This is a genomic window from Flavobacterium glaciei (assembly GCF_003350545.1).
Classification (GTDB): domain Bacteria; phylum Bacteroidota; class Bacteroidia; order Flavobacteriales; family Flavobacteriaceae; genus Flavobacterium; species Flavobacterium glaciei.
The window spans coordinates 47,360-71,069 of record NZ_QQBA01000006.1; the positions used below are offsets into that span (position 1 = coordinate 47,360).

The following is a 23,710-nucleotide window of genomic DNA, read 5'->3' on the forward strand; positions in this document are numbered from 1 at the left end:
ATAAAGAATTGATTTAACGTATGTCAAGGTAATAAAAAAATTAAAATAAAAATAATTTGATTTTTTTTAATAATCTAAAATGGTGTTTATCAAATATTTAAAAAAAAAATTAATTTTTTTTTATCATTTTTAAAACCAAAACAAATGTATTCCCGTAAATGCTCTTATAACCTTTTAATATAAAACAAAATGAAAAAAACAAAAATGATTTTAGGTCTGTCGCTAGTGGCGATTTCAGGCTTGATTTTAGTAGCTGCGGATCACATAGATGCACCCGCAACAATGTCAGGAGATGCTTTAGATATTACGGATGTCTATGCTTTTCAAGGGCAAAATGCTAATAATTTAGTATTTGCAGTAAACACTCAAGGATTGTTAAGTCCTAATGCAACTGGTGCTGCTACATTTAAAGATAATGTAATGGTAGAAATCAACATTGATAATAATGGTGATAATGTTGAAGATTTAGTAATCCAGGCAATTAAAAGAGATGACAAAATGTATTTCTTTGGACCGGTTGCTCCGGGAACAACAGGAACTTCAAGTACTGTTAAAACAGCAGCAGCATCTGGAAGTGTTACTATATCTCAATATGGAGCTACAGCTTTGACAGCGGAACAAAACGGAATGAAATTTTTCGCAGGTCCAAGAGATGATCCCTTCTTTTTTGATTTAGGTCAGTTTCAAGCAATTCTTGGAGGAACGGCTACAGGATTTAAAAATCCTGGAACAGATACGTTTGCAGGTACTAACGTAATGTCTATAGTAGTTGAGGTTCCAAAATCAATGTTAGGCTCATCAAGCACTGTTGGTGTTTGGGCTGAAACGAAGAAAAAACAATAATTAATTTTATTAAAAAAAAACATGAAATCGAAGATTAACGATTTTAAATAATAAAAAAATATAAACATCATGAGTAAAACAAATAAATTCAAAATTATAACAATCGCGCTAGTAGCTGCAGTTGTTTCAGTAAATTGTGATAATGACGATTCAAACGGTGACTCTTCTATAAGCTTAGATTTTTCAGGAACTTATGTTCAGGTAGATCAAATGGCAAGACCGGCAATTAACACTGTATTCGTTGCTTCAGGACAACCTAAAGATGATTTTAATGCTGCAATTCCATCAGCAATGGGAGCTAAATATCAATCTATTTTTCAATCTAGATTAATGGCTTTGAATCCTGGATACACTACAAATGCTTTAGGGCAAACGGCTGCTCAGCTGACTGGTCTTTTGGCGACAGATGTATTAGGAGTATCTAAAACTGCACCAACAACTTTCTTTGACGGAACAAACGTTTTAACAGGAAGAGCTTTGGCAGATGACGTAATAGATGTAGAATTGTTATTGATTTTTGGTGGACCAATGGGAACTTCTAATCCTGGTCTTACTAAAGATAATGTAAACGCAAATGATAAAGCATTTTCTGCATCTTTTCCTTACCTAGCTTCTGCTTGGTAGTATTTCCTCAAAAAAACAGAGCGTTTGCTATAAAACCATTCGCTCTGTTTTTTTTTAAACAAACAAACAAATAAACAAACAAAATAATTAGAGTATGAAAACTTTAAAAACAATATCATTTTTAGTTTTTTCAATCCTATTCATATTCGGTTGCGAGAGTAAAACAGAACAAATTACTAATACAGAAGACTATGCTGAATATTTGAGTTTAACAGACAATAAATCATTAGATTTTGCTCATAAGGAAATTGATTTTTGGCAGAAGAAATATGATGCTGCTCCAACTCAAATTAGTTATTTAAGTCAACTTGCGGCTAATTATAACACACTTTTTGAATATACTGGTGATATCAAAAACTTATATATGTCTGAAGATTTATTAACTAAATCAAATGAAGCAGATGATTATTCTCGGGTTTCAACGATTCGATCATTGGCCAGAAATTATATTTCGCAACACCGTTTTAAGGAAGCTTTGGAACTTGCAAATAAAGCATTAGCAATTGGCGAGGGTAAAAAAGAAACTCAAAAATTACTTTTTGATGTTCAAATGGAATTGGGAAATTATCCTGATGCAGTTAAAAATTTGAATGCCATAAGAGACATGAATAGTTTTGATTACTTGATTCGTTTGGCTAAATGGAACGATCATAAAGGTGATTTAGAAACGGCGATAACTTTTATGGAAAAAGCAAGAGATATTGCTGAAAAAGATGATAATAAAGTACTAAAAATTTGGTCCTATTCTAACCTAGGAGATTTCTACGGTCATGCTGGAAGAATTAAGGAATCGTATGAAAGTTACCTAAAAACATTAGCGTTAGATCCTAATTATTCCTATGCTTTAAAAGGAATTGCATGGATTGTATTCTCAAAAGAACGTAATGTAAACGAGGCAAATAGAATTATTGATGCTATTGTCGCCACTCATAATACTCCTGATTTTTATTTGTTGAAATCTCAAATTGCTCAATTTGAAGGTGATAAAAATGAGGAAATGAAAAATAGAAATGCCTATTTTTCTATGTTAGAAAAGAATAATTATGGTGCAATGTATAATAAATACAATACTTTGATTTATGCTGATGACAAAAAAACCGCTCATAAAGCATTAGAAATTGCAAAAACTGAAGTTGATCACAGGCCAACAGCTGAGTCTTATGATTTATTAGCTTGGTCTTACTTAAATGTGGGCGACAATAAAAAAGCATTGGAAATTGCTCAGAAACATGTGGTTGAAAAATCTTTTGAACCAAACGTTCAATACCACTTAGCAATGATTTACAAAGCAAATAATTTAGCGCTCAAAACGAAACCTATCAAGGTAGAATTACTGACTAGTTTGTATGAATTGGGTCCTAATTTCGAGAAAAAGGTAAATCAATTATAGCGTATGAAAAGTTTTATTTTAATGATAGTAACCCTTTTTGGGTTGTCTTCTTACGGCCAAATCCAAAAAGGAAAAGTGTTGGATAGTGATGGTAATCCTGTTGAAAACGCATATTTAGTGAATACAAATTCTGAAAGCCATGCTCACACGAATGAATTTGGGTTATTCAGTTTAGATAAAACCGTTTTAGGAGACGTTATCAAAATAACAGCTTTAGGATATAAAAAGTCAAATTTTACCATAGTTTCTACGGATGATATAATTATTTTGGAAGATGATATATTTAGATTAAATGAGATTGTAATCCAACCAAAACTTTCGGCGATGAATGTCATTTCAAAAATAGATTTACAAACTACTCCGGTAAATTCTTCGCAAGAAATTCTTCGAAAAGTACCTGGATTATTCATCGGGCAGCATGCAGGAGGAGGTAAGGCAGAACAAATATTTTTGAGAGGTTTTGATATCGATCATGGAACTGATATTGCCATTTCAGTCGATGGAATGCCAGTAAATATGGTGTCTCATGCACATGGTCAAGGCTATGCTGATTTGCATTTTGTAATTCCGGAAACGGTAGAAAAAATAGATTTTGGAAAAGGGACGTATTATGCCAACAAAGGGGATTTTGCGACGGCAGGATACGTTACCTTCCAAACTAAAGATAAAATTGATAAAAGTAGTATTGGCGTCGAAGTAGGACAATTCAATACCATTAGAACTGTAGGGTTATTTAATCTTTTGGGCAACCAAAAAACACAAAGTGCCTACATTGCCACAGAATATATCTTGACAGATGGTCCTTTTGATTCTCCCCAAAATTTTAATAGGATCAATCTGTTAGGAAAATACTCAGCTATTTTAAATGACAACAGTAAGTTTTCAATTTTAGCTTCTCGCTTTTCCAGCAAATGGGATGCTTCAGGACAAATCCCGCAACGTTTGGTTGATAATGGAACGATTTCTAGATTTGGAGCTGTTGATGATACCGAAGGAGGAATTACATCACGAACCAATTTTAATGCGAGTTTAAGCAAACCAATTGATGAAAATACATTTTTGAAAACCAATGCTTTTTATTCAAATTATCAATTTGAATTGTATTCTAATTTTACTTTCTTTTTAAATGATCCTATTAATGGTGACCAAATTAAACAGAAAGAAAATCGCGATATATATGGAATGAATGCGGAGTTGAATAAGAAAACTAAAATAAATGATACGGATGTATTGTTGCAGTTTGGAGCTGGTTTTCGTGCCGATGCAACAACTGATACAGAGCTTTCGCATACTTTGAACAGAAGAACGGTTCTTGAAAATATAAAACTAGGAGATATTGATGAGTCAAATTTGTTTTCCTATTTGAATTCAGAATTCAATTTTGGGAAATTGATGATAAATCCTGCTATAAGATTGGATTATTTCAAATTCAATTATCAAGATAAATTGATGGAGAATTACAAAACACAATCGGAATCTCAAGTTAAGTTTTCTCCAAAACTGAATTTCATTTATTCGCAAAATAATAGTTTACAGTTTTTTGTAAAATCAGGAATGGGTTTTCATTCAAATGATGCCCGTGTAGTGGTTCAAAACAATGGAAAACAAATTTTACCAACAGCAATAGGAACAGATGTTGGTACCATTTGGAAACCATTTCCTAAGTTGATTGTGAATTCAGCATTATGGTATTTATTTTTAGAACAGGAGTTTGTTTACGTGGGAGATGCCGGAATCATTGAGCCAAGCGGAAAATCAAAACGTATGGGAGCAGAGCTTGGATTGCGTTATCAACTGAATGATTGGTTGTATTTTGATGCTGATGCAAATTATACGTATGCCAGAAGTATTGATGAACCAAAAGGTCAGGATTACATTCCTTTAGCACCAGATTTTACAACTACAGGAGGTTTAAGTTTCCAAAAGTTGAATGGTTTCTCAGGAGGAATTCGCTATCGTTATCTTAAAAATCGCCCTGCGAATGAAGATAATTCTATTGTTGCCAAAGGTTATTTTATTTCGGATTTAAATATTAATTACCAATATAAGAATATCAATTTTGGAATAGCAGTTGAGAATATTTTTGATACCGCATGGAACGAAACACAATTTGCCACTGAATCCAGGCTTCAAAATGAACCTGAAAGTGTCGAGGAAATTCATTTTACTCCAGGAACTCCTTTTTTTATGAAAGGGAAAATAACCTATACGTTTTAAATACCACATTAAGGTTTGTTGTTTATTTGTTTGGAAGCCTGGCATTTTTATAGTGTCAGGTCTTCTTTTTTATTTAACGACTGTTTAACAAAAAAATGCTTTGATAAAACAAATTTTTATCTAATTTTATAAAAAATTTTAAACATGAAAAATTTACTATTAATTGCAACTTGCTCTTTATTATTATTTAGTTGTAAAAATCAGGCACAACCTCAAAAATCAGAAAGTAATATGAGTACACCATTAGCAGCTAAAGAAAACATTTATCAGTTCAAGGTAGAAGATTTATCAGGAAACAGTTTCGATTTTGCTTCCTTAAAAGGAAAAAAAATTATGATTGTTAATACAGCTTCAAAATGTGGATTAACACCACAGTACAAAGATCTTGAAGCAGTTTACAAAGAATACAAAGACAAAGGATTAGTAATTATTGGTTTCCCAGCTAATAATTTTGCTTCACAAGAGCCAGGAACAAATGAAGAAATTGCTTCTTTTTGTCAAATGAACTACGGAGTAACTTTCCCTATGATGGATAAAGTTTCTGTAAAAGGGGATGATATGGCGGCTATTTATCAGTTTTTGACTCAGAAATCAAAAAACGGTTTACAAGATTCAACTGTTGAATGGAATTTTCAAAAATATCTAATCAACGAAAAAGGAGAATTAGAAAAAGTAATTGCTCCAAGGACTTTAGTAACAGATCCAGAAGTATTGAATTGGATTAAAGCATAATTTCTGATTTCAGAAAATAAAATATTTTAAAAGAGATTTTCAGTCAAATGAAAATCTCTTTTTTTTAAGAGTAAAATAAAAATTAACCATTAAGAAATTAAGAAACATTAAGCGATTCTTAATGAACCTTAATTTCTTAATGGTTTTATTTTAAATTAAATTTTTTCGTTCTTGAAAATTTCAGCTACAGCAGCTTCGTAATTCCGAATACTTTGGGCTTTTTTTATTTTTTTCAAAACCTTATGTGGATTTGAAAAAGTAGCCGAAAAGTATTCCCATAAATGGTACATCTTCAATAAAATATGAGTTGAACCAGAAAGAGATTCGCTATAAATAGCATATAAAGTATCGTGAAACGCACTGAACAGTTCCATTTTGTTTGCAGGATATTCTAAGGAATTGTTTTTTATCATGCTTGGTAAAAATGGATCCGAAATTAATCCTCGGCCAATCATCCAATGGTCAATAGTAGGATAGCGTTCTTGCATTTCATGAAACTTTGCTACAGATGTTATATCTCCGTTATAATACAATTTGTGCTTTGTAGTGTCAATGCATTTTTGAAAGCCGTCTAAATCTACACCGCCTTTGTATAATTGTTTTCCTAAACGAGCGTGAATAGCTATGTTTTTCAAAGGATATTTGTCAAGAATAGGGAGTACATCTATAATTTCTTGAGGCGTTTCATAACCCAAACGCATTTTCATCGAGACAAGAATATCTGATTCCGTGTGAGCTCTTTCTAGAATATGATTGATTTTTTCGGTGTTACTAATCAAACCAGATCCCATACCAGATTTAGTTACCATCGGATAAGGGCAGCCTAAGTTCCAGTTGAGTTCTTTATACCCCAATTCTCGAACATATTTGGCCACAAATAAAAATTCATCGGCATCGTTTGTTATCACTTGCGGAATTACCTCTAAATCAAGATTATTCTCCGGAAGCAGGTCGCGTTCGTAGGACGGTTTGATAACCATTTTTCCGTTTAAGCGAATGTAAGGCGAATAAAAAGTGTCAATTCCTCCAAATAATTTGTTTTGGGCATTTCTAAAACGAAAGTCGGTAAATCCCTGTAAAGGCGAGGATAGTAAGGTGTAGTCCATGAAATTTTTAGTTGCGCAAATATACTATAAAGTAGCAAGTCTTAAAGTTATAAAATTCATAAAGTCAGAACATAGCACAAAATGAGCTACAAGAGAATAAAATTCGTTTTACTCTAAAATCAATTGCATGAAAACAGAGTGCAACCAACGATCAAATTTATAACCGGATTCCTTGATGATTCCCACAGTTTTAAAACCAAATTTTTCATGAAACTCTACACTACTTTGATTTTCAGCGTCAATTACAGCAATCATCGTATGTAATTTTTGATTTTTTGCCAAACGGATTAGTTCTTGTAAAAGAATTTTTCCAATACCTTTTCCATGGTGGTCTTGGTTGACATAAACAGAATGTTCCACCGTAAATTTATAGGCTTCCCGAAAGCGAAACTCACTATACATTCCAAAACCAACAACTGTTCCTTCTAATTCCGCTACAATCACCGGGAAGTCTTTTCCAATTTTTTCTTCGAGTATGGCTTTTTGTTGCTCAAATGTTCGGATGTTGTAATCATATAGCGCTGTGGAATGCAAAATATTGTAATTAATGATGTCCAAAATCGCCTGTGTATCTTCCGTTTTGTAAGCTCTTAATCTAATTTCCATGTGTTGTTTATTTGCTTCAAAATTAAGAAATAACCGTTAAAAATAAAGGAAAAAGGGTTGCAAGTTTGTAACTTTGTATTTCAGAAAATTTACACAATGATTTACCCCAAAATACCTTTAGCGCAAAGCATTATTGAAATTTGTTTGGCCAAAGGAATCACCACCATAATTATTTCTCCGGGTTCTCGAAATGCCCCGCTTACAATTGGTTTTGTAAACAATCCCGCCTTTCAATGTTACAGTATTGCTGATGAGCGTTCGGCTGCATTTTTTGCATTGGGAATCGCACAACAAACCAAGCAGCCAGTGGCATTGGTCTGTACTTCTGGTTCTGCATTATTGAATTATTATCCGGCTTTTGCGGAAGCATTTTACAGCCAGATTCCTATGATTGTGATTTCGGCAGACAGACCGCAAAGCAAAATTGATATTGGCGACGGACAAACGATTCGGCAGGAAAATGTTTTCGAAAATCATTCGCTTTACAATGCTAATTTGCTTGAGGATGTTTCAATCGAGAATGATTTAAAAATCAATGAAGCCATCAATGCTGCAATCACTCAAAAAGGCCCCGTTCACATCAATGCGCCTTTTGAAGAACCTTTGTACGAAACTGTTTCGGAACTTTCAATCAAAGTAAATACTATCGCTTTCGCAAATGCTACTCAGACGATTTCAATTGAAGATGTTTCGGAATTTGCAACGATTTGGAACAATTCCACCAAAAAAATGATTCTGGTTGGTGTGAATGAACCGAATGTCATTAACGAAAATATAATTGAGGCTTTCGCCAAAGATGAGTCGGTTGTAGTGCTGACCGAAACTACTTCTAACTTGCATCATGATACTTTTATTAATAATATAGACACGATAATTACGCCTTTTACGAATGAAGATTTTGAAAATTTTAGACCGGAAATTTTAGTCACTTTTGGCGGGATGGTCGTTTCAAAGCGAATCAAGGCTTTTTTAAGAAAATACAAACCAAAACACCATTGGCATATTGATTCTTGGAGAGCTTATGATACTTTTGGTGCTTTGACTAAACATTTTGAAGTTGATCCAAATGTATTTTTTGACACTTTTTTGCCACTTACAAATGCAATAGAAAGTAATTATTTTAATCAATTAGACGCTGTAAAAGTCTTACGAAAGCAGAAAAGCGATATTTATTTAGCCAAAATTCCTTTTTCGGATTTTAAAGTTTTCGAAAAAGTGATGCAGAGTTTGCCCATCAACAGTCAATTGCAAATCAGTAATAGTTCAGCGATTCGATATGCCCAATTAATAGACGTACATCCTTCCATTGAAGTGTATTGCAATCGCGGTACCAGCGGAATCGATGGAAGCACTTCTACGGCAATTGGCGCGGCTGTCTCGTCTTTAGGACGAGATAATAAACAAACTGTTTTTATAACAGGTGATATTGGATTTTTGTACGATAGCAATGCATTATGGAACAATTATATCCCGAAAAACTTCAAGATTATTCTAATCAATAACGGAGGTGGCGGAATTTTTAGGATTTTACCAGGACACGAAGAAAGCCCTGTTTTTAATACATTTTTTGAAACTTCTCATTGTTTAACGGCGGAACATTTGGCTAAAATGTATGGTTTCGAATATAGTATTGCGAGCGATGAAGCAAGTTTAGCAACAAGTTTGGCTGCATTGTATGCTCAAAATGAGAAACCAAGTATTTTGGAGGTTTTTACACCTACATTAAAAAATGACAGCATTTTACTGCAATATTTTAAAGAATTAGTCTAATATTTTTTTCAAATTCGTAAAACGAGATGAATTAATGTTTAAATTTGGTTAAATAAAAACCTATTAATCAATAACAAAACCTTAATTTATGAGTGCAAGAGAAGAATTAATTGTAAAGTATGCTGCTGATTTAACAGAAAAATGTGGCGTAAATCCAGATATGGATTTGTTGACAAAAGTAACTATTGGTTGTGGACCGTCAATTTATAATGCTGATTCAGCAACGGTAGCAGGAAGTCAGCAATCCGAATTAGACACGGTAAAAAACAATTTCCTAATCAAGAAATTAGGACTTAGCGACGGACCGGAATTAGATGCTGCAATAGATGCCGTTATTGAAAAATACGGTCGTTCTAATAGGAATAAATATAGAGCAGTAATTTACTACTTACTAGCCGTTCATTTTAAAAAAGAAAGTGTTTACAATTAATACTTAATTAGTAAATCGTAACCAAAAAAAAAGCGTTTGCCTCGGCAAACGCTTTTTTGTTTGATGTTTGTAAAACCTATCCTAGATTAAAATTCAATAAGTAAAACTCTTTTTCTGAATGGTTTAAAAATCTTCTACTATTTAACGAATAGGCACTGGAAAAACTGGTAAACTAGAATGTCCTAATGCATCTACAGCTTGTACGGCGAAGAAAAAGTTGTCTTTAGAATATGGGATTTCAGCTTTTGTATCTTTTACAAAAATTGTTTTTTCCCAATGTTGTGATGACGTTTCTCGAATCAGAATGTTATATCCATAAACTGATTTCCCTTCAGGAGCGGTCCAAACTAAAGTAGAGAAATTAGTCAAATCCTTTACTTCAATCCCTACGTTTGTAGGTGCTTTAGGAGACCAAGCTAAGTTGCTGAATGTAGCCAAATTAGAGCAGGTTACTTTCTTCATGTATTCAAAGTCCATAAACTCAGCCAAATCACCGTATTGTATGTTATTTTCTTTTCGAACGTTTTGATGTTGATGATCGTAATTTTCGTTCATTTCACAAAAACGAACGGCTGTAAAACCATTTTGACTGAAAGGAGTATGATCACCACCACGCAAGAAACGGTCGTTGCGATACACTAAATTAATATCCAGTTGCTCAACATATTGATTGGTAACCGTTTTGATATATCTGGCTAATTGTCTCGATGGACTGTCATTATCACGATTGGTCGATTTACGCATTTTTGATTCGGCTTCAGTCTCTAAAAATGGAATTGTTTCACTGAAAACACGAACTCTGGTATTATCGCGCAATAAAGTACCGCTCGATAAACTATTTCCAATCATGTCATTATTAATCATCGCAATTACATTCCATTTTCCATCTCTAGCAACATCCGCTAAATGTTTGGCTCCGTACAATCCTTGCTCTTCACCAACAACAGCGACAAAAATTAAGGTAAAAGGAAATTCTCTTTGGCTCATAATTCTAGCAAGTTCCATCATGGCAGCAACTCCGGAAGCATCATCATTAGCACCAGGCGCATCTGATGTAGCATCCATTACATCAGAAGCACGAGAATCTAAATGGCCGCTTATAATTAATACACGATCATCTGTAGGATCAGTACCTTTTAAGGTTGCCATCACATTTCCTAGTTGGCTGTCAGTGGCAATACGTCTTCCATCAGCTTTGATGGTGAAAAAATCAATAACAGAAGTCAGTCTTCCATTTGATGCCAAAGCATATTTATCAAATTCTGATTTTACCCATCTTTGCGCTGCGCCAATACCGCGGGTGTTACTTTTGGTATCACTTAATGTATGTCGGGTTCCAAAAGATACGAGTTTACGAACTGTAGCTTCCATGTTTTCCGATTTTACTTCGGCTACCATTTTTTTTATTTCGGGGTCATCGACTGTAGTTTGTGCGTAATTGGTATGCGAAATAAATAGTAGTAGGAACAAACAGAGAATAGAGGTTGGTTTCATTAATAGGTTTTTTTAGTTTTCTCAAAGTTAGTAAAAAAGAAAAACAAAGTATAAGTGAAATTGAGTTTTAAGATTTGTTTACTCTTATACTATTCGAAATTTTGAAAAACAAAACGTTCTAATCTAGCCCCGATTGAAGCAAGTATCCCACGCTTTTGGGCGTGGATACTGCGGACAGCGGGACAACTCGTGATGAAAAAAGCGGAAAGTTCTGCTCCTAAAAAAGAAAATAGCCATCGGATTCTGGCTTTATTTTTTTGTGGACGGTTTCTTAATTTACTATTTTCAAACTTCGTACCTTTGCGCTTTAGAAATTGAAAGAAAATGATTGAAATAGGAAAATACAATACGCTTACCATATTACGTGATACTAAAGTGGGTTTGTTTCTGGGAAATCCAGAAGAAGATCCTGAAGGAATTCATGACATTCTGTTGCCTAACAAATACGTTCCCAACGAATTTGAAATAGGTGAGGAGTTGATTGTTTTTGTGTATCTAGACCACGAAGAAAGACCTGTTGCCACGACATTAGAGCCGTATATATTATTGAATGAATTTGCACTTTTGCGTGTGAATTATACCAATCAAATTGGTGCTTTTATGGATTGGGGAATGGAAAAAGATATTTTGGTTCCGTTTAAAGAGCAGGCTCGTCCGATGGAAAAAGGGAAACGCTACTTGGTTTACCTTTATATGGACGAGAAAACCAATCGTTTAGTTGCTTCCAGTAAATTGAATCAGTTTTTAAAAAATGATCACCTAACGGTTGAAAAAGGGGAAGAAGTAGATTTAATTGTTTCTCATATCACTGAATTAGGAATTAATGTTATCATCAACGAAAAGTACAAAGGTTTGTTGTACAAAGATGAAGTGTATGATGATGCGATTCGTACGGGAGACCGCATGCGAGGGTATATCAAGACGATTCGTCCGGATAATAAGATTGATGTGGCACTGCAAGTTCAAGGATATCAAAGTATCGAACCAAATGCAGAGAAAATTCTGGATGAGTTGAGAGCGAGCAGAGGTTTTTTGCGTTTGACTGATAATTCACATCCAGAAGATATTAAAACGGTTTTGAAAATGAGTAAAAAGACCTTCAAGAAAGCGATTGGCGCTTTATACCGAGAGAAATTAATCGAAATCAAGGAAGACGGAATTTACTTGGTTAAGGAGTAAAAAATACTAACACTATTTTTATGTTTATTCGTTTGGAACCATTAAGATATTAAGTAAATTTAGTTAAGAAGAGATTCTTAATGTACCTTAATTTCTAAATGGTTTAGAAAAAAATATAGTTGAACAATCTTTATTTATTTTAAAAAAAAAAGAAAGACTAATCGTAATGGTTAGTCTTTCTCTTTTTAATGCTGTTTTAGAATTTTAAATTCTGACAACAAAAAAATAAAATTGAAGTTCAAAGTAGTTTTTCCGCTTTTAAAAACAATAGTATTATCTATACTATTTTAAAAATATTAACTTAAGCGTAAGTACTTTAAAGGGGTATTTTGTCTTTAAATGTACAATCACTTGCTAACGAGTTAAGAAATAATTTCACAATAAAGCCATTGGTTTTCTTTATTAATTAAGATGATTTTCTAAACAATTGTTTATTAATGTCTCACTTATGCAAGGACAAGAAAATAAATCTTTATGCAACCGTAGGTGTTACTTTTTATTTTTTACTGCTAAGGCAAATGGTTGTAATTTTAGCTCTTTTGACAGGGTTTTAAATATGTTTTTATAAATTATTACCATACAAAAAGGAGCGACAACATTTTTAATTGTAATCAATACATTCTTTTTTTAGGTTAATAAATCAGTGAAGAATCAATAATTAATCAAGATAAAGAATTTGTATTCTTCTGATTATCTTTACTTAAAAGTAAAAAAAAAAGAATTACTGGACGTGAAAATGCTGATTTTTTATTATTTTTTAACGTTTGTAAGTCTTTCATCAGAGAAGGATTACCATAAGCTTATGCAAATAGAATAGATAAAATGTAAAAAATGATTTATTTTTACAATCAAATAATTTAAATCAATTGTAATGGATTGGATCACTGCTAAAGAATACGAAGATATCACTTATAAGAAATGCAATGGCGTTGCCAGAATTGCGTTCAACAGACCGGATGTGCGCAATGCGTTCCGTCCTAAAACAACTGCTGAATTGTATAATGCCTTTTACGATGCGCAGGAAGATACTTCAATTGGAGTAGTTTTATTGTCTGCCGAAGGACCATCGTCTAAAGATGGCGTGTATTCTTTTTGTAGTGGCGGCGATCAAAACGCACGCGGGCATCAAGGTTATGTAGGTGATGATGGACAGCATCGTTTGAATATTTTAGAAGTACAACGTTTAATCCGATTTATGCCAAAAGTAGTTATCGCTGTAGTTCCAGGATGGGCTGTAGGTGGAGGACACAGTTTGCATGTGGTGTGCGATTTGACTTTGGCGAGTAAAGAACACGCTATTTTCAAACAAACGGATGCCGATGTAACGAGTTTTGACGGTGGATACGGTTCAGCATATTTAGCTAAAATGGTGGGACAGAAAAAAGCACGCGAGATTTTCTTCTTAGGGCGCAATTATTCGGCTCAGGATGCAATGGATATGGGAATGGTGAATGCAGTGATTCCGCATGCTGAATTAGAAGATACAGCATACGAATGGGCTCAGGAAATTTTGCAAAAATCTCCAATGGCGATTAAAATGCTAAAATTTGCGATGAATCTTACTGATGATGGAATGGTGGGACAACAGGTTTTTGCTGGTGAAGCTACAAGACTTGCGTATATGACCGAAGAAGCTAAAGAAGGAAGAAACGCATTTCTGGAAAAAAGAAAACCGAATTTTGAGAAAAAATGGTTGCCGTAATTTAGTAATCAGTGTTCAGTTACACAAAAAGTTAAAAAGTTTCAAGTTTAGAACTTGAAACTTTTAACTTTAAACCTGAAACAAAATAAAAAATGGAGAATTTCACAAACGAAACGATTAATACGCGCCAACTTCCAATATTTGAGGAAGTCACTTTTACGAATTTGCATCCTAAATATATTTGGGTGGTATTGATTAATTTGGCGTTATTTATCGGCATACTTATTCTTGTTCCAATATTGGTTTCCATGTTTAAACCAGAACTGCTTTCAGGAAGAGTTTGGTTAATCATAGGTGCCGTGATTCCTATATTCTCAGTTTTGTTGGTAGCATTTTCTATTATTGGATTCAAGAAAAAGGGCTTTGCTTTCCGGGAACATGATGTACTTTTTAGATATGGAATAATTGCAACAAATACGATTGTAATACCTTATAACAGAGTGCAGCATGTGGCTTTGCATGAAGGATTTATTTCGCGTTATTTTAGTTTGGCTAAAATTGAAATTTTCACAGCTGGCGGAAGCTCCAGTGATATTGAAATTCCTGGGATTGACAAAGAACAAGCTGAAAAAATCAAACAATTGTTAATGAGGAAAATACAAAAGCAATTGTAATGAGAGCCGATTTTAGTCAGCCACAGAGGCAATCTTCAATAGGGATTTTAGTGATGTTTTTTTACACGCTTCAGCAATACGCTAGAGCGTTGTGGCCTATGATTGTGATTTGGATTTTTAAGTTTGACGAGGTTAATAAATTGTATTTTTTCCTTGGAATGCTTACCGTTTTCGTGAGTATTGGAGTGGTTTCGTATTTGAAATACCTGAATTTCACTTTCTTTTTAGATTCGGAAAACGAAGAATTTATTATTACCGATGGCGTTTTTAATAAAACCAAAACCGCGATTCAACTGCGTAAAATCCAACAGGTAAATATCAATCAGTCTTTTATCCAAAAGTTAATTGGCGTTTATGAATTAGACGTAGACACGGCCGGAAGCAATAAAAAAGAAGGCGCTATCAAAGCGATTTCGCATGAGTTGGCTTTGGAATTAAAATCCCGTTTGTTGGAAAATGAAGAATTACAGCGTGTTGTTGGAACTTCAGAAACTACTTTGGAGGAAACTGAGCAAAAACTATTTGAAGTTGCTCATCCTTTTATAAAAATCAGTGTTTTGAGTTTGCTTAAAGTTGGGATTACTTCTAATTATGGAAAAAGTATTGCATTACTGCTGATTTTCTTTAGTACAATATTTGAGAATTTACAAAATTTTGGAGACGAAAGCAATGTCTACAAGGACAAAGTAGGTTCTTACATTGATAAAAATTTTGTTTTTCAGACTATTTTAATATCGATTTTGTTCTTATTTGGAGTGGTTTTAGTTGTTAATGTTGTACGAATTATTTTCAAATACTATGATTACAAAATAACGCGACAAAAAGGCTCTCTGTTATTGTCTTTTGGATTGTTAAATACAAAAAGTACGATTATCAAGCCTGAAAAAGTTCAAATAACGACCGTTACAAGAAATTATTTCCAGAGGAAAATGGGAATTTTAGAACTAAAAATTAGACAAGCTACTAGCGGAGAAAAAGAAGAACAGAAATCAATAATAGAAATCCCGGGATGCAGTGCGACTGAGAGGGATTCGATTTTGAAATTATTGTTTCATAAAATCCCAGAAAAAGGATTGATGCTGCAACCTAATTTTCGTAAACTTATTTTTTCTGTTTTTCTTTCAATAGGATTACCTTTGTTTGGATTTATAGCGGTTGGGTATTGGCTTGAACCTTTGATTTTTGAATATATTTATTTGGTGCCGGCGTATGTGGTAGTTATTGGATTAATCCAGTATTTTAGATTTAAGAATAGCCGATTATTCATTCACGAAAATTTTATAATAAAGCAAAGTGGTGCTTGGGACATCAGTAATGATATTATTGAGCCCAATAAAATACAAGCGATTACGACTTCGCAGCTTTTTTGGCATAAAAAGTTGAATATTGGTTCCATAATATTGCATACCGCAGGAGGAAATATCGCTTTTCAATTGGGGGATTATTCAGTTATAAAACAAAAAATCAACCTTTGGTTGTACGAAATAGAAACTTCCGATAGTAATTGGATGTAACAAAATGGTTTAAAGTGTAAAGATTAAAGTTGTTTGCTCAACAAATCTTAAGTTTTAAGCCGCAAATTTTAAATAAAAAATATGAAACATTGGATTGAAGCCGCACGATTACGAACCTTACCCTTATCGGTTTCTGGAATTATAGTGGGTAGTATGTATGCTTTGGCACACCCAACAGATAGTATATTAACGCCAACAGAAGTCTTTAACTGGCGATTGTTTGGTTTTGCAATTTTAACAACGTTAGGATTGCAAATACTCTCCAATTTCGCAAATGATTATGGTGATGGTGTAAAAGGCACTGACAATGAAGATCGAGTAGGGCCAAAACGCGCGATACAAAGTGGCGTGATTACTCCACAAGCCATGAAGCGTGCCATTATAATAACATCAGTTTTGACGTTACTTTCAGCGATGCTGTTGATTTATTATGCGTTTAGAGATACAAATCTATGGTTTTCCTTATTTTACTTGGTGTTGGGAATTTTAGCAATTGTATCTGCTATTCGATATACGGTTGGAAATACCGCTTACGGTTACCGTGGTTTTGGTGATGTATTTGTATTTGTATTTTTCGGATTGGTAAGCACTTTGGGAGTTAATTTTTTATACTCGAAACAATTGGATTTAGAGTTGTTTTTACCTGCTATTGCAATAGGATTATTGAGTGTTGGGGTTTTAAATTTGAATAATATGCGAGACGAAACAACCGATAGGAAATCGAATAAAAACACGATTGTAGTTAAAATTGGTGGAGCCAAAGCCAAAATATACCATTACATTTTAATAGTTACAGCGATGGTTTTGGTGTTGATTTTTGCAATTATTGACGATTTTCATTTTGATCAATACTTGTTTTTATTAGCGTACATTCCTTTAACTAATCATTTAGTTGTAGTCTATAAAAATCATAACCCTAGAGAATTAGATCCCGAATTAAAAAAACTGGCGCTAAGTACTTTTGCGCTTTCGGTGTTGTTGGCGTTGTGTATGATTTTTTTCTTTTCGGATTTGATAGTGAATAATTATTAATATGAATTTTGAGGGCAATTATAATTTTAAAAAATAATTCCAAACTTTAAATTATAAAAAAAATGAAAATAACATTTTACGGTCACGCGTCATTAGGAATTGAAGTTGGTGGCAAACACATCATTGTAGATCCTTATATTTCTGCAAATCCAAATGCAGCGCACATTGACATTGACACTTTAAAAGCGGATTATATTTTACTTACTCATGCACACGGAGACCATATTTTAGATGTTGAAGCAATCGCTAAAAGAACGAATGCGGTAATTGTTTCAAATGCTGAAATTGCGGGATATTATGGTGCCAAAGGCTTTCAATCACATCCCATGAATCACGGTGGAAGCTGGAATTTTGATTTTGGGAAACTGAAATATGTAAACGCGATTCACTCTAGTTCTTTTCCTGACGGCAGTTACGGAGGAAATCCGGGCGGTTTTGTCATCGAGGGAGAACATAAAAACGTATACATAGCTGGTGATACGGCGCTGACAATGGATATGAAATTCATTCCTATGCGTACTAAACTTGATTTAGCAATTTTGCCGATAGGCGATAATTTCACCATGGATGTCGAAGATGCCATTATTGCTTCTGATTTCTTGGATTGCGATAAAATACTTGGCTACCATTACGATACTTTTGGGTATATCGAAATTGACCATGAGGAATCTATTCGTAAATTCTTTAACAAAGGAAAAGATTTGATGTTACTGGAAATAGGAAGTTCCATCGAATTGTAATTTTTATTTGGAGCTATTCCAGCTATTCGTTGCAATCTTTTATCACCCATTCAGGTTTCGAAAACCTGACTGGGTGATAAAAGGATTTTCACTGCTATCTGGGCTAGGGCTTGATAGTGCTAAATTGCTTAGTGACCTTTGCGAAAAACGTTGTGAGCTTAGTGTTTAAATTTTATATCAATCATGCAAAATAAATATTTCACTTTTCTGGTACTATTTCTTATTTCAATAAATACTGTTTTCTCTCAAAAAGACGGCTATTGGGATAAAACCCGCGCCACAACCGAAGAAATAACAGTTTCTGCCAGAGACAGAATCATCATAAAAACCCAAGATTTTCCTGAAGGTACCACCGAAGTCGTTTGCAGAATAACACTTTTGGATAAAAATCAGCAAATGGCAGGCAGTTTAGTTTCGGTTTTAAAAGCTATTCCGGACCCAACGGGAATTAGTCAAGGTTCAGCAGGAGCAGTTTTTATTTTGTCTAAAATTTCAGGAGATGATAAATGTAAATATGCTGTTTTCTCTAGCGCTGAATTAGCTGCTAAATACAAAGAAAACGGAAAAACAGATGAAGCTTGTTTGGTGCAAGACACACCAGTCAGCAAGGATGCTAAACGACTTTCAACGGAGAAATCAGCTTGTATGCAATCAGGTTCTGGGAATTTATGGTTTGGTTTCGAAAGTAAAAACTGGATTATGAACCAAAAAATTATTCTGGAAGTCGTTCCTTGGGTCGATAATAAACTCAGTCGCGGTTGGACGCTTGAAAACAGAAAAGCAATCATTGACCAATGTAAAACCTCTAATTTGGCTCAAAAAATGACCAATTCAGATGATTTTTGTGTTTGTATTCTCGATAAAATCCAATCCAAGTATACGTTTAAGGAATTCCAAAAATTATTGGCTGTAGAGCGTTCTAAAGCGTTTAAAGATTTTGGCAACAGTTGTTTTGGCGAAAGCAGTCTTTCTAAAAGCGTGTATGAAGATTTGCGTAAGCAAGCCGCTGCATTAGCAAAACAAGGAAAGCAAGGCGAAGCCATCATGAAACTGACTACAATAATCAATGACGGAAAAGCAACTGCGTTGGATTACAATGCAATAGGTAATAATTATCTTCTGACAAAGCAGTACGGGAAAGCGATTAAATTCCTAAAAGAAGGCGAGAAGCTTGATAATACGGAGTTATTGATTCAAATGAATTTGGCACATGCCTATTTGTTAAATGATAATTATGCCTCAGCAAAAGCCATTTACAAAGAATATCAATCTCAAAATGTAACGGATAGCTTGAGTTGGACTCAAAAAATAAAACAAGATTTTATAGCTTTCAAAAAAGCAGGGATAGTTTCCAATGATTTTGAAAGAGTTTTGAAATTGATTGAAAAGTAAAATTATTCTCTTTAAGGATTTATCAAGTCGAGCGCAGTCTAGACTCATCAATTAGGTCTCGACTGCGCTCGACTTGACAAGATTAAGTATTGCTTATTTTTTCATGCGAATATTTAACTCATAATTTATAACTCATAATTAATAATTTTTTTGAAAGCAACCTACCACAAATACATTTTAGATTTCAAACGACCATCAGGAACTTCCCGTGGCGTTATGACTGAAAAAGAAACTTGGTTTATTGTCTTGGAACAGGACGGTAAAAAAGGAATAGGAGAGTGCGGAATCCTTCGCGGATTGAGTATTGATGATCGACCGGATTATGAAGAAAAATTACAATGGACTTGTGCTAATATTCACTTGGGAAAAGATCTACTTTGGGAGGCTTTATTGGAGTTTCCTTCGATACAATTTGGGGTTGAAATGGCATTCCAATCTTTAGTGAGTGAAACTCCTTTTTTACTCTTTCCTTCTGACTTTACAAATGGTGTAAAATCCATCTTGATAAACGGTTTAGTTTGGATGGGTGAGGAAGCGTTTATGAAGCAACAAATAGAAGAAAAATTAGCTGACGGCTTTACTTGTATAAAACTTAAAATAGGCGCTATAGATTTCGATAAGGAACTGCAATTATTGCGATTTATAAGGCAACATTTCACTCCAGAACAAATCGAAATTCGGGTGGATGCTAACGGCGCTTTTGATTCAATTTTAGCTTTAAATAAATTAACGCAATTGTCTGAATTTAAATTGCATAGTATTGAGCAACCGATACAAAAAAACAATACTGACAGGATGGCAGAACTGTGTAAAATCACTCCTTTTCCTATTGCTTTAGATGAAGAGCTAATAGGTGTGTTTACTTTGCCAGAAAAAGAACAACTGTTAGAGAAAATCAAGCCACAATACATCATTTTGAAGCCGAGTTTTGTAGGTGGTTTTCGAGGCACACAGGAGTGGATTTCATTGGCTGAAAAACATAAAATAGGGTGGTGGATTACCTCGGCCTTAGAGAGTAATATTGGACTCAATGCCATCGCGCAATGGACCTTTTTACAGCATAATTTAATGCCTCAAGGATTAGGGACCGGAGCGCTTTATACCAATAATTTTGATTGTCCGCTGGAGGTTTCACAAGGACAATTATGGTATAAAAAAGAATTGAATTGGAAATTTGATTTCGATCTTTTACAATAGATTATTGCTTAATTTTCTTTTGCTCACCGTCTCCTAATAAAACGGATAACGTCTTTAAGCTTGGTGAGCGGTCTGCAATCAATTTGATGATAACTGATGAACGGAATAAAAAGAATCATTCCTGCAGCGCCCCAAATAATCCCTCCCAAGATTATGACTATTATAATTACCAGTGTATTTATTTTTAAACGGCTTCCTACTGCAAAAGGAAAAATAATATAGGCTTCTAGAACTTGTACAATAGAAAAAACTGCAATTACAGCTAACGGATACCAAATAGAATTATATGTTATCCACGACACGGCTATGGGCAAGAGCGACGAAATCATAATGCCTACGTAAGGAATGAAAGTGAGGATTGATGCTATAAAACCAAATAAAAATGGATTTGGCACCCCAATTATCCAAAGTCCAATGCTGTTTAATAATCCGACTATTAAGTAAACTATTAGCATTCCTTTGATAAAATTGTAATATACGTGAATCGTTTCAATAAGGATTTCGTGAATGGTATTTTTTCGCTCTGGCGAGAAAAGTTCATATAAAGCATTTGATAGCAAGTTTCGATGGTAAAGTATTAATGCTGAAAAAACTGGAATCATGATTAGAAAAAATAACGATTCAGATAATGAGTATGCAGTATTTCGAACTATCGAAAAAGCTTGAGAACCGGAGTTGTTGAGTGTATTATTGATAAAATCTGTTTGTTTTTCCAAACTAATATCAAATCGTTCCAAAATAAAAATACTCAATTGATTTATCGTTTCGGTTAGTTTGGTCCTCAAAGACTGCCATTCCTCAAGAAAGTCAATAAATTGAACGAATAATAGGTAGATTATCGCTCCCACCAAAAGGGTTATCCCTAAAATACAAATAACAATTGAAATTCCTTTATTTATCCCCCTTGTTTCCATCCATTTACAAATTGGATACAGAATAAAACTAATGAGTAACGAAAAACTTAACGGAATAAATAGCGTTTTGCCAAAGTACAGAATTAATGAAGTCAAGACTATAAACTGGAGTATCTCTAGAGTAGAAAATCTCTTTTTGGATTGAAATGGAACGGGTGATTCAGAAGATTGTAACATACAAATTTATATTAAAACCGTTATTTCAAAATTCTTTTTTTTAGACTTATAGATTAGTATTGCATTCAAATAAAATGTTATTTTTAGGTATAACAAATATAGTGGATAAAAATTAACATATCTATTTGTTTGAATTCAAGTTGTTTAAATTAAGAAGGCAATTCTTTTTTTTACCCAGCGATTTATTAATTACATAATTAATCTAACCCCACCTAATTCAGAAACTCTGTATGAGAAGCGATTACCTGGTGAACCAATAAACATAAAGTTTTTAGGAATATTCCATTTTTTTGATAGTTCGTCAATGATTTCTGGACCAAAAGTACCTTCTAATTCAATGAACTCGATATCAATTTCAGGATAAGCTCGGTCAAGAACTTTAAGGTCAATTATAAGTGAATCATTATTTTCGCCTTCTCTTTTTACATTGACAATTTTTAATTTTTTAGTAGTTTCATTATTTTCTACATATTGCATTACTTTATTTAAAATTGCTACATCATCTCCTTTTGTAAAAAAAACAAATTCCTGAGAATGGATTTTTTTATTCATTTTTATTAAATAACGATTACTGAATATAACAAATCGTCTCAAAGGTTTGTAAAAATATTCCAAAGCATCAATTGATAACTGTATCAGAAATGACCTGTTTAACATGATGCCAATAAAGACCAATGAAACAATCAGGTATTTCATAAAAGTGTAAAAAGAATCCACATTTAGCTGAATATTACCTACAAAAGCTGCGACTATAAATGATACGGCTACAACTACAGATATCCCTGTCGCTCTCTCTGGTCTAGGTAGTTTTTTTCGTTTAAATTTCAATAATAAATTTCCAATACCAAACAATCCCATTACTGCTAGAAATGAGAACGTATATACACCAGCAAGTGCTACAATATTTCCGCCAGTAACAAATAATATAGAAATACATAATATTAGAAAACTAATAATAATTCTATAATTTGAACCTCTCTTATTTTGTTTCAAAAAATAATTAGGTAGTATTCTGTCTAAAGTCATTCGATTTAGTAAACCTGAAACCCCAACAAATGATGTTAATACTGCTCCACACAACACCAAAACAGCATCGATAGAAATAAGGTAAGCAAGCCAAGATCCGCCAGTAGTTTGCCCTAAAAACGCAAGTAGAGACTCTTTGTGTTCTCCAACTTCTGCCAGTGGAATTATGCATATTAATAATAAAGCCAGTAAAGGATTAAAGAAACTCACGATGGCCCACATATTTCGTAATGTTTTTGGGAACACGCCATGTTCTTGTTCCTCTACAAAATTAGCAGAACTTTCAAAACCCGAAATCCCTAACATTGCAGCTGAAAAACCTAAGAAAAGTGCCCTAATAATTCCGCCTGAGGTAACTGGTAGGTTCCAATTGATATGAAAAGTTTGCAAACCATGATTGAAAAGAAACCATACGGAAGCGAATACTAATAAGCTGAGTGTAGCTAAGTGAATGATGAATATAAAAACGGCAACAAAGGCGGACTCTCCAATTCCTAAAATGGCCAAACCTGTAAAAGCAACTAATACAATTACTGTTGTTATTGTGATGTCAATACCGGGTACTATTCCATGCAGGTAATGCATGCCTTCAGAAGCTGAGATAACAGCTGTAGCCATATACGATAAAACTGTTAATGTTGCTGAAAGCGATGCCATCCTCTTAGACGAAGTATTCAATAGTACATTGTAAGCACCACCGTTTAGTGGAATAGCACCAACAACTTCGCCATATATTTTTCTGAATAAAAAAAGAACTACCGCTACAAAAAGTAACGAAATCCATGCATACTGACCTGCGTACATAATGGTGAGCGCCGATACGTAAAGACACGATGAACTAATATCATTTCCACAAATTGCAGTTGCTTGTAATTCGTTTAGTTTTTTATGAATTATTGTTTTCATTATAGATTTTGCTTAACTTATTTGTTAGCTAGCGATTTTATTATTGTTAATAGAGAATCTGTCATCTAAAAAATTAATGATTAGGATGATACATTAATTTTAATG

Annotated in this window: 20 protein-coding genes; 15 read left to right on the top strand and 5 right to left on the bottom strand. The window is 33.7% G+C overall.

Going from position 1 to position 23,710, the window contains the following annotated elements:
* Positions 1-189 precede the first annotated feature (189 nt).
* The 5 genes from DFR66_RS06950 to DFR66_RS06970 all read left to right on the top strand — a co-directional run bounded on the left by DFR66_RS06950 (position 190) and on the right by DFR66_RS06970 (position 5,806).
* On the top strand, positions 190-843 hold the full coding sequence (locus tag DFR66_RS06950; protein WP_114754121.1) for a DUF4331 family protein: 654 nt from the start codon (positions 190-192) through the stop codon (positions 841-843).
* Positions 844-912: 69 nt separating this feature from the next.
* On the top strand, positions 913-1,467 hold the full coding sequence (locus DFR66_RS06955; protein ID WP_114754122.1) for a DUF4331 family protein: 555 nt from the start codon (positions 913-915) through the stop codon (positions 1,465-1,467).
* 94 nt (positions 1,468-1,561) lie between these two features.
* Complete coding sequence (locus tag DFR66_RS06960) at positions 1,562-2,857, top strand: tetratricopeptide repeat protein (RefSeq protein ID WP_114754123.1); 1,296 nt, start codon at positions 1,562-1,564, stop codon at positions 2,855-2,857.
* Between the two features lie 3 nt (positions 2,858-2,860).
* A complete protein-coding gene (locus DFR66_RS06965; RefSeq protein WP_114754124.1) occupies positions 2,861-5,074 on the top strand; it encodes a TonB-dependent receptor in 2,214 nt (737 codons plus the stop codon).
* A 144-nt stretch (positions 5,075-5,218) separates the two neighbouring features.
* Positions 5,219-5,806 carry a glutathione peroxidase gene (locus DFR66_RS06970; RefSeq protein WP_114754125.1) on the top strand — a complete coding sequence of 196 codons (588 nt, stop codon included), beginning with the start codon at positions 5,219-5,221 and terminating at the stop codon, positions 5,804-5,806.
* Between the two features lie 155 nt (positions 5,807-5,961).
* Here the strand turns inward: DFR66_RS06970 and DFR66_RS06975 are convergent, their stop codons facing one another.
* Both DFR66_RS06975 and DFR66_RS06980 read right to left on the bottom strand, forming a co-directional pair.
* On the bottom strand, positions 5,962-6,912 hold the full coding sequence (locus DFR66_RS06975) for a tRNA dihydrouridine synthase (protein ID WP_114754126.1): 951 nt from the start codon (positions 6,910-6,912) through the stop codon (positions 5,962-5,964).
* Positions 6,913-7,020: 108 nt separating this feature from the next.
* A complete protein-coding gene (locus tag DFR66_RS06980) occupies positions 7,021-7,518 on the bottom strand; it encodes a GNAT family N-acetyltransferase (RefSeq protein WP_114754127.1) in 498 nt (165 codons plus the stop codon).
* Between the two features lie 96 nt (positions 7,519-7,614).
* Here DFR66_RS06980 and menD point away from each other — a divergent pair, with 96 nt between their 5' ends.
* Positions 7,615-9,288: a 2-succinyl-5-enolpyruvyl-6-hydroxy-3-cyclohexene-1-carboxylic-acid synthase gene (gene menD, locus DFR66_RS06985; protein ID WP_114754128.1), complete on the top strand. Its 1,674-nt coding sequence runs from the start codon at positions 7,615-7,617 to the stop codon at positions 9,286-9,288.
* A gap of 88 nt (positions 9,289-9,376) precedes the next feature.
* On the top strand, positions 9,377-9,718 hold the full coding sequence (locus DFR66_RS06990) for a DUF2853 family protein (protein ID WP_114754129.1): 342 nt from the start codon (positions 9,377-9,379) through the stop codon (positions 9,716-9,718).
* 141 nt (positions 9,719-9,859) lie between these two features.
* Here DFR66_RS06990 and DFR66_RS06995 read toward each other — a convergent pair whose 3' ends face one another.
* On the bottom strand, positions 9,860-11,212 hold the full coding sequence (locus DFR66_RS06995) for a M28 family metallopeptidase (RefSeq protein ID WP_114754130.1): 1,353 nt from the start codon (positions 11,210-11,212) through the stop codon (positions 9,860-9,862).
* Positions 11,213-11,536: 324 nt separating this feature from the next.
* On the opposite strand from DFR66_RS06995, the gene DFR66_RS07005 reads away from it, so the two are divergent.
* The 8 genes from DFR66_RS07005 (at position 11,537) to DFR66_RS07040 (ending at position 20,582) form a co-directional block, all read left to right on the top strand.
* Positions 11,537-12,391 (top strand): CvfB family protein, encoded by an 855-nt coding sequence (locus tag DFR66_RS07005; protein ID WP_114754132.1) that lies wholly within the window; start codon positions 11,537-11,539, stop codon positions 12,389-12,391.
* Between the two features lie 871 nt (positions 12,392-13,262).
* Complete coding sequence (locus DFR66_RS07010; RefSeq protein ID WP_091170323.1) at positions 13,263-14,093, top strand: 1,4-dihydroxy-2-naphthoyl-CoA synthase; 831 nt, start codon at positions 13,263-13,265, stop codon at positions 14,091-14,093.
* 92 nt (positions 14,094-14,185) lie between these two features.
* Positions 14,186-14,707, top strand: coding sequence for a PH domain-containing protein (locus tag DFR66_RS07015; protein ID WP_114754133.1), 522 nt, complete (start codon positions 14,186-14,188; stop codon positions 14,705-14,707).
* Positions 14,707-16,221: a PH domain-containing protein gene (locus DFR66_RS07020; RefSeq protein ID WP_114754134.1), complete on the top strand. Its 1,515-nt coding sequence runs from the start codon at positions 14,707-14,709 to the stop codon at positions 16,219-16,221. The genes DFR66_RS07015 and DFR66_RS07020 overlap by 1 nt, the downstream gene beginning before the upstream one ends.
* 81 nt (positions 16,222-16,302) lie before the next feature.
* Positions 16,303-17,253 carry a 1,4-dihydroxy-2-naphthoate octaprenyltransferase gene (gene menA, locus DFR66_RS07025; protein WP_114754135.1) on the top strand — a complete coding sequence of 317 codons (951 nt, stop codon included), beginning with the start codon at positions 16,303-16,305 and terminating at the stop codon, positions 17,251-17,253.
* A 62-nt stretch (positions 17,254-17,315) separates the two neighbouring features.
* Positions 17,316-17,993 carry a metal-dependent hydrolase gene (locus tag DFR66_RS07030; protein WP_114754136.1) on the top strand — a complete coding sequence of 226 codons (678 nt, stop codon included), beginning with the start codon at positions 17,316-17,318 and terminating at the stop codon, positions 17,991-17,993.
* 183 nt (positions 17,994-18,176) lie between these two features.
* Positions 18,177-19,385, top strand: coding sequence for a tetratricopeptide repeat protein (locus DFR66_RS07035; protein ID WP_114754137.1), 1,209 nt, complete (start codon positions 18,177-18,179; stop codon positions 19,383-19,385).
* A 150-nt stretch (positions 19,386-19,535) separates the two neighbouring features.
* On the top strand, positions 19,536-20,582 hold the full coding sequence (locus DFR66_RS07040; RefSeq protein ID WP_114754138.1) for an o-succinylbenzoate synthase: 1,047 nt from the start codon (positions 19,536-19,538) through the stop codon (positions 20,580-20,582).
* Between the two features lie 23 nt (positions 20,583-20,605).
* Here DFR66_RS07040 and DFR66_RS07045 read toward each other — a convergent pair whose 3' ends face one another.
* Positions 20,606-21,673, bottom strand: a complete 1,068-nt coding sequence (locus DFR66_RS07045) for an AI-2E family transporter (protein ID WP_242008644.1) — start codon at positions 21,671-21,673, stop codon at positions 20,606-20,608.
* Between the two features lie 189 nt (positions 21,674-21,862).
* Positions 21,863-23,605 carry an APC family permease gene (locus DFR66_RS07050; protein ID WP_114754139.1) on the bottom strand — a complete coding sequence of 581 codons (1,743 nt, stop codon included), beginning with the start codon at positions 23,603-23,605 and terminating at the stop codon, positions 21,863-21,865.
* Between the last annotated feature and the right edge of the window lie 105 nt (positions 23,606-23,710).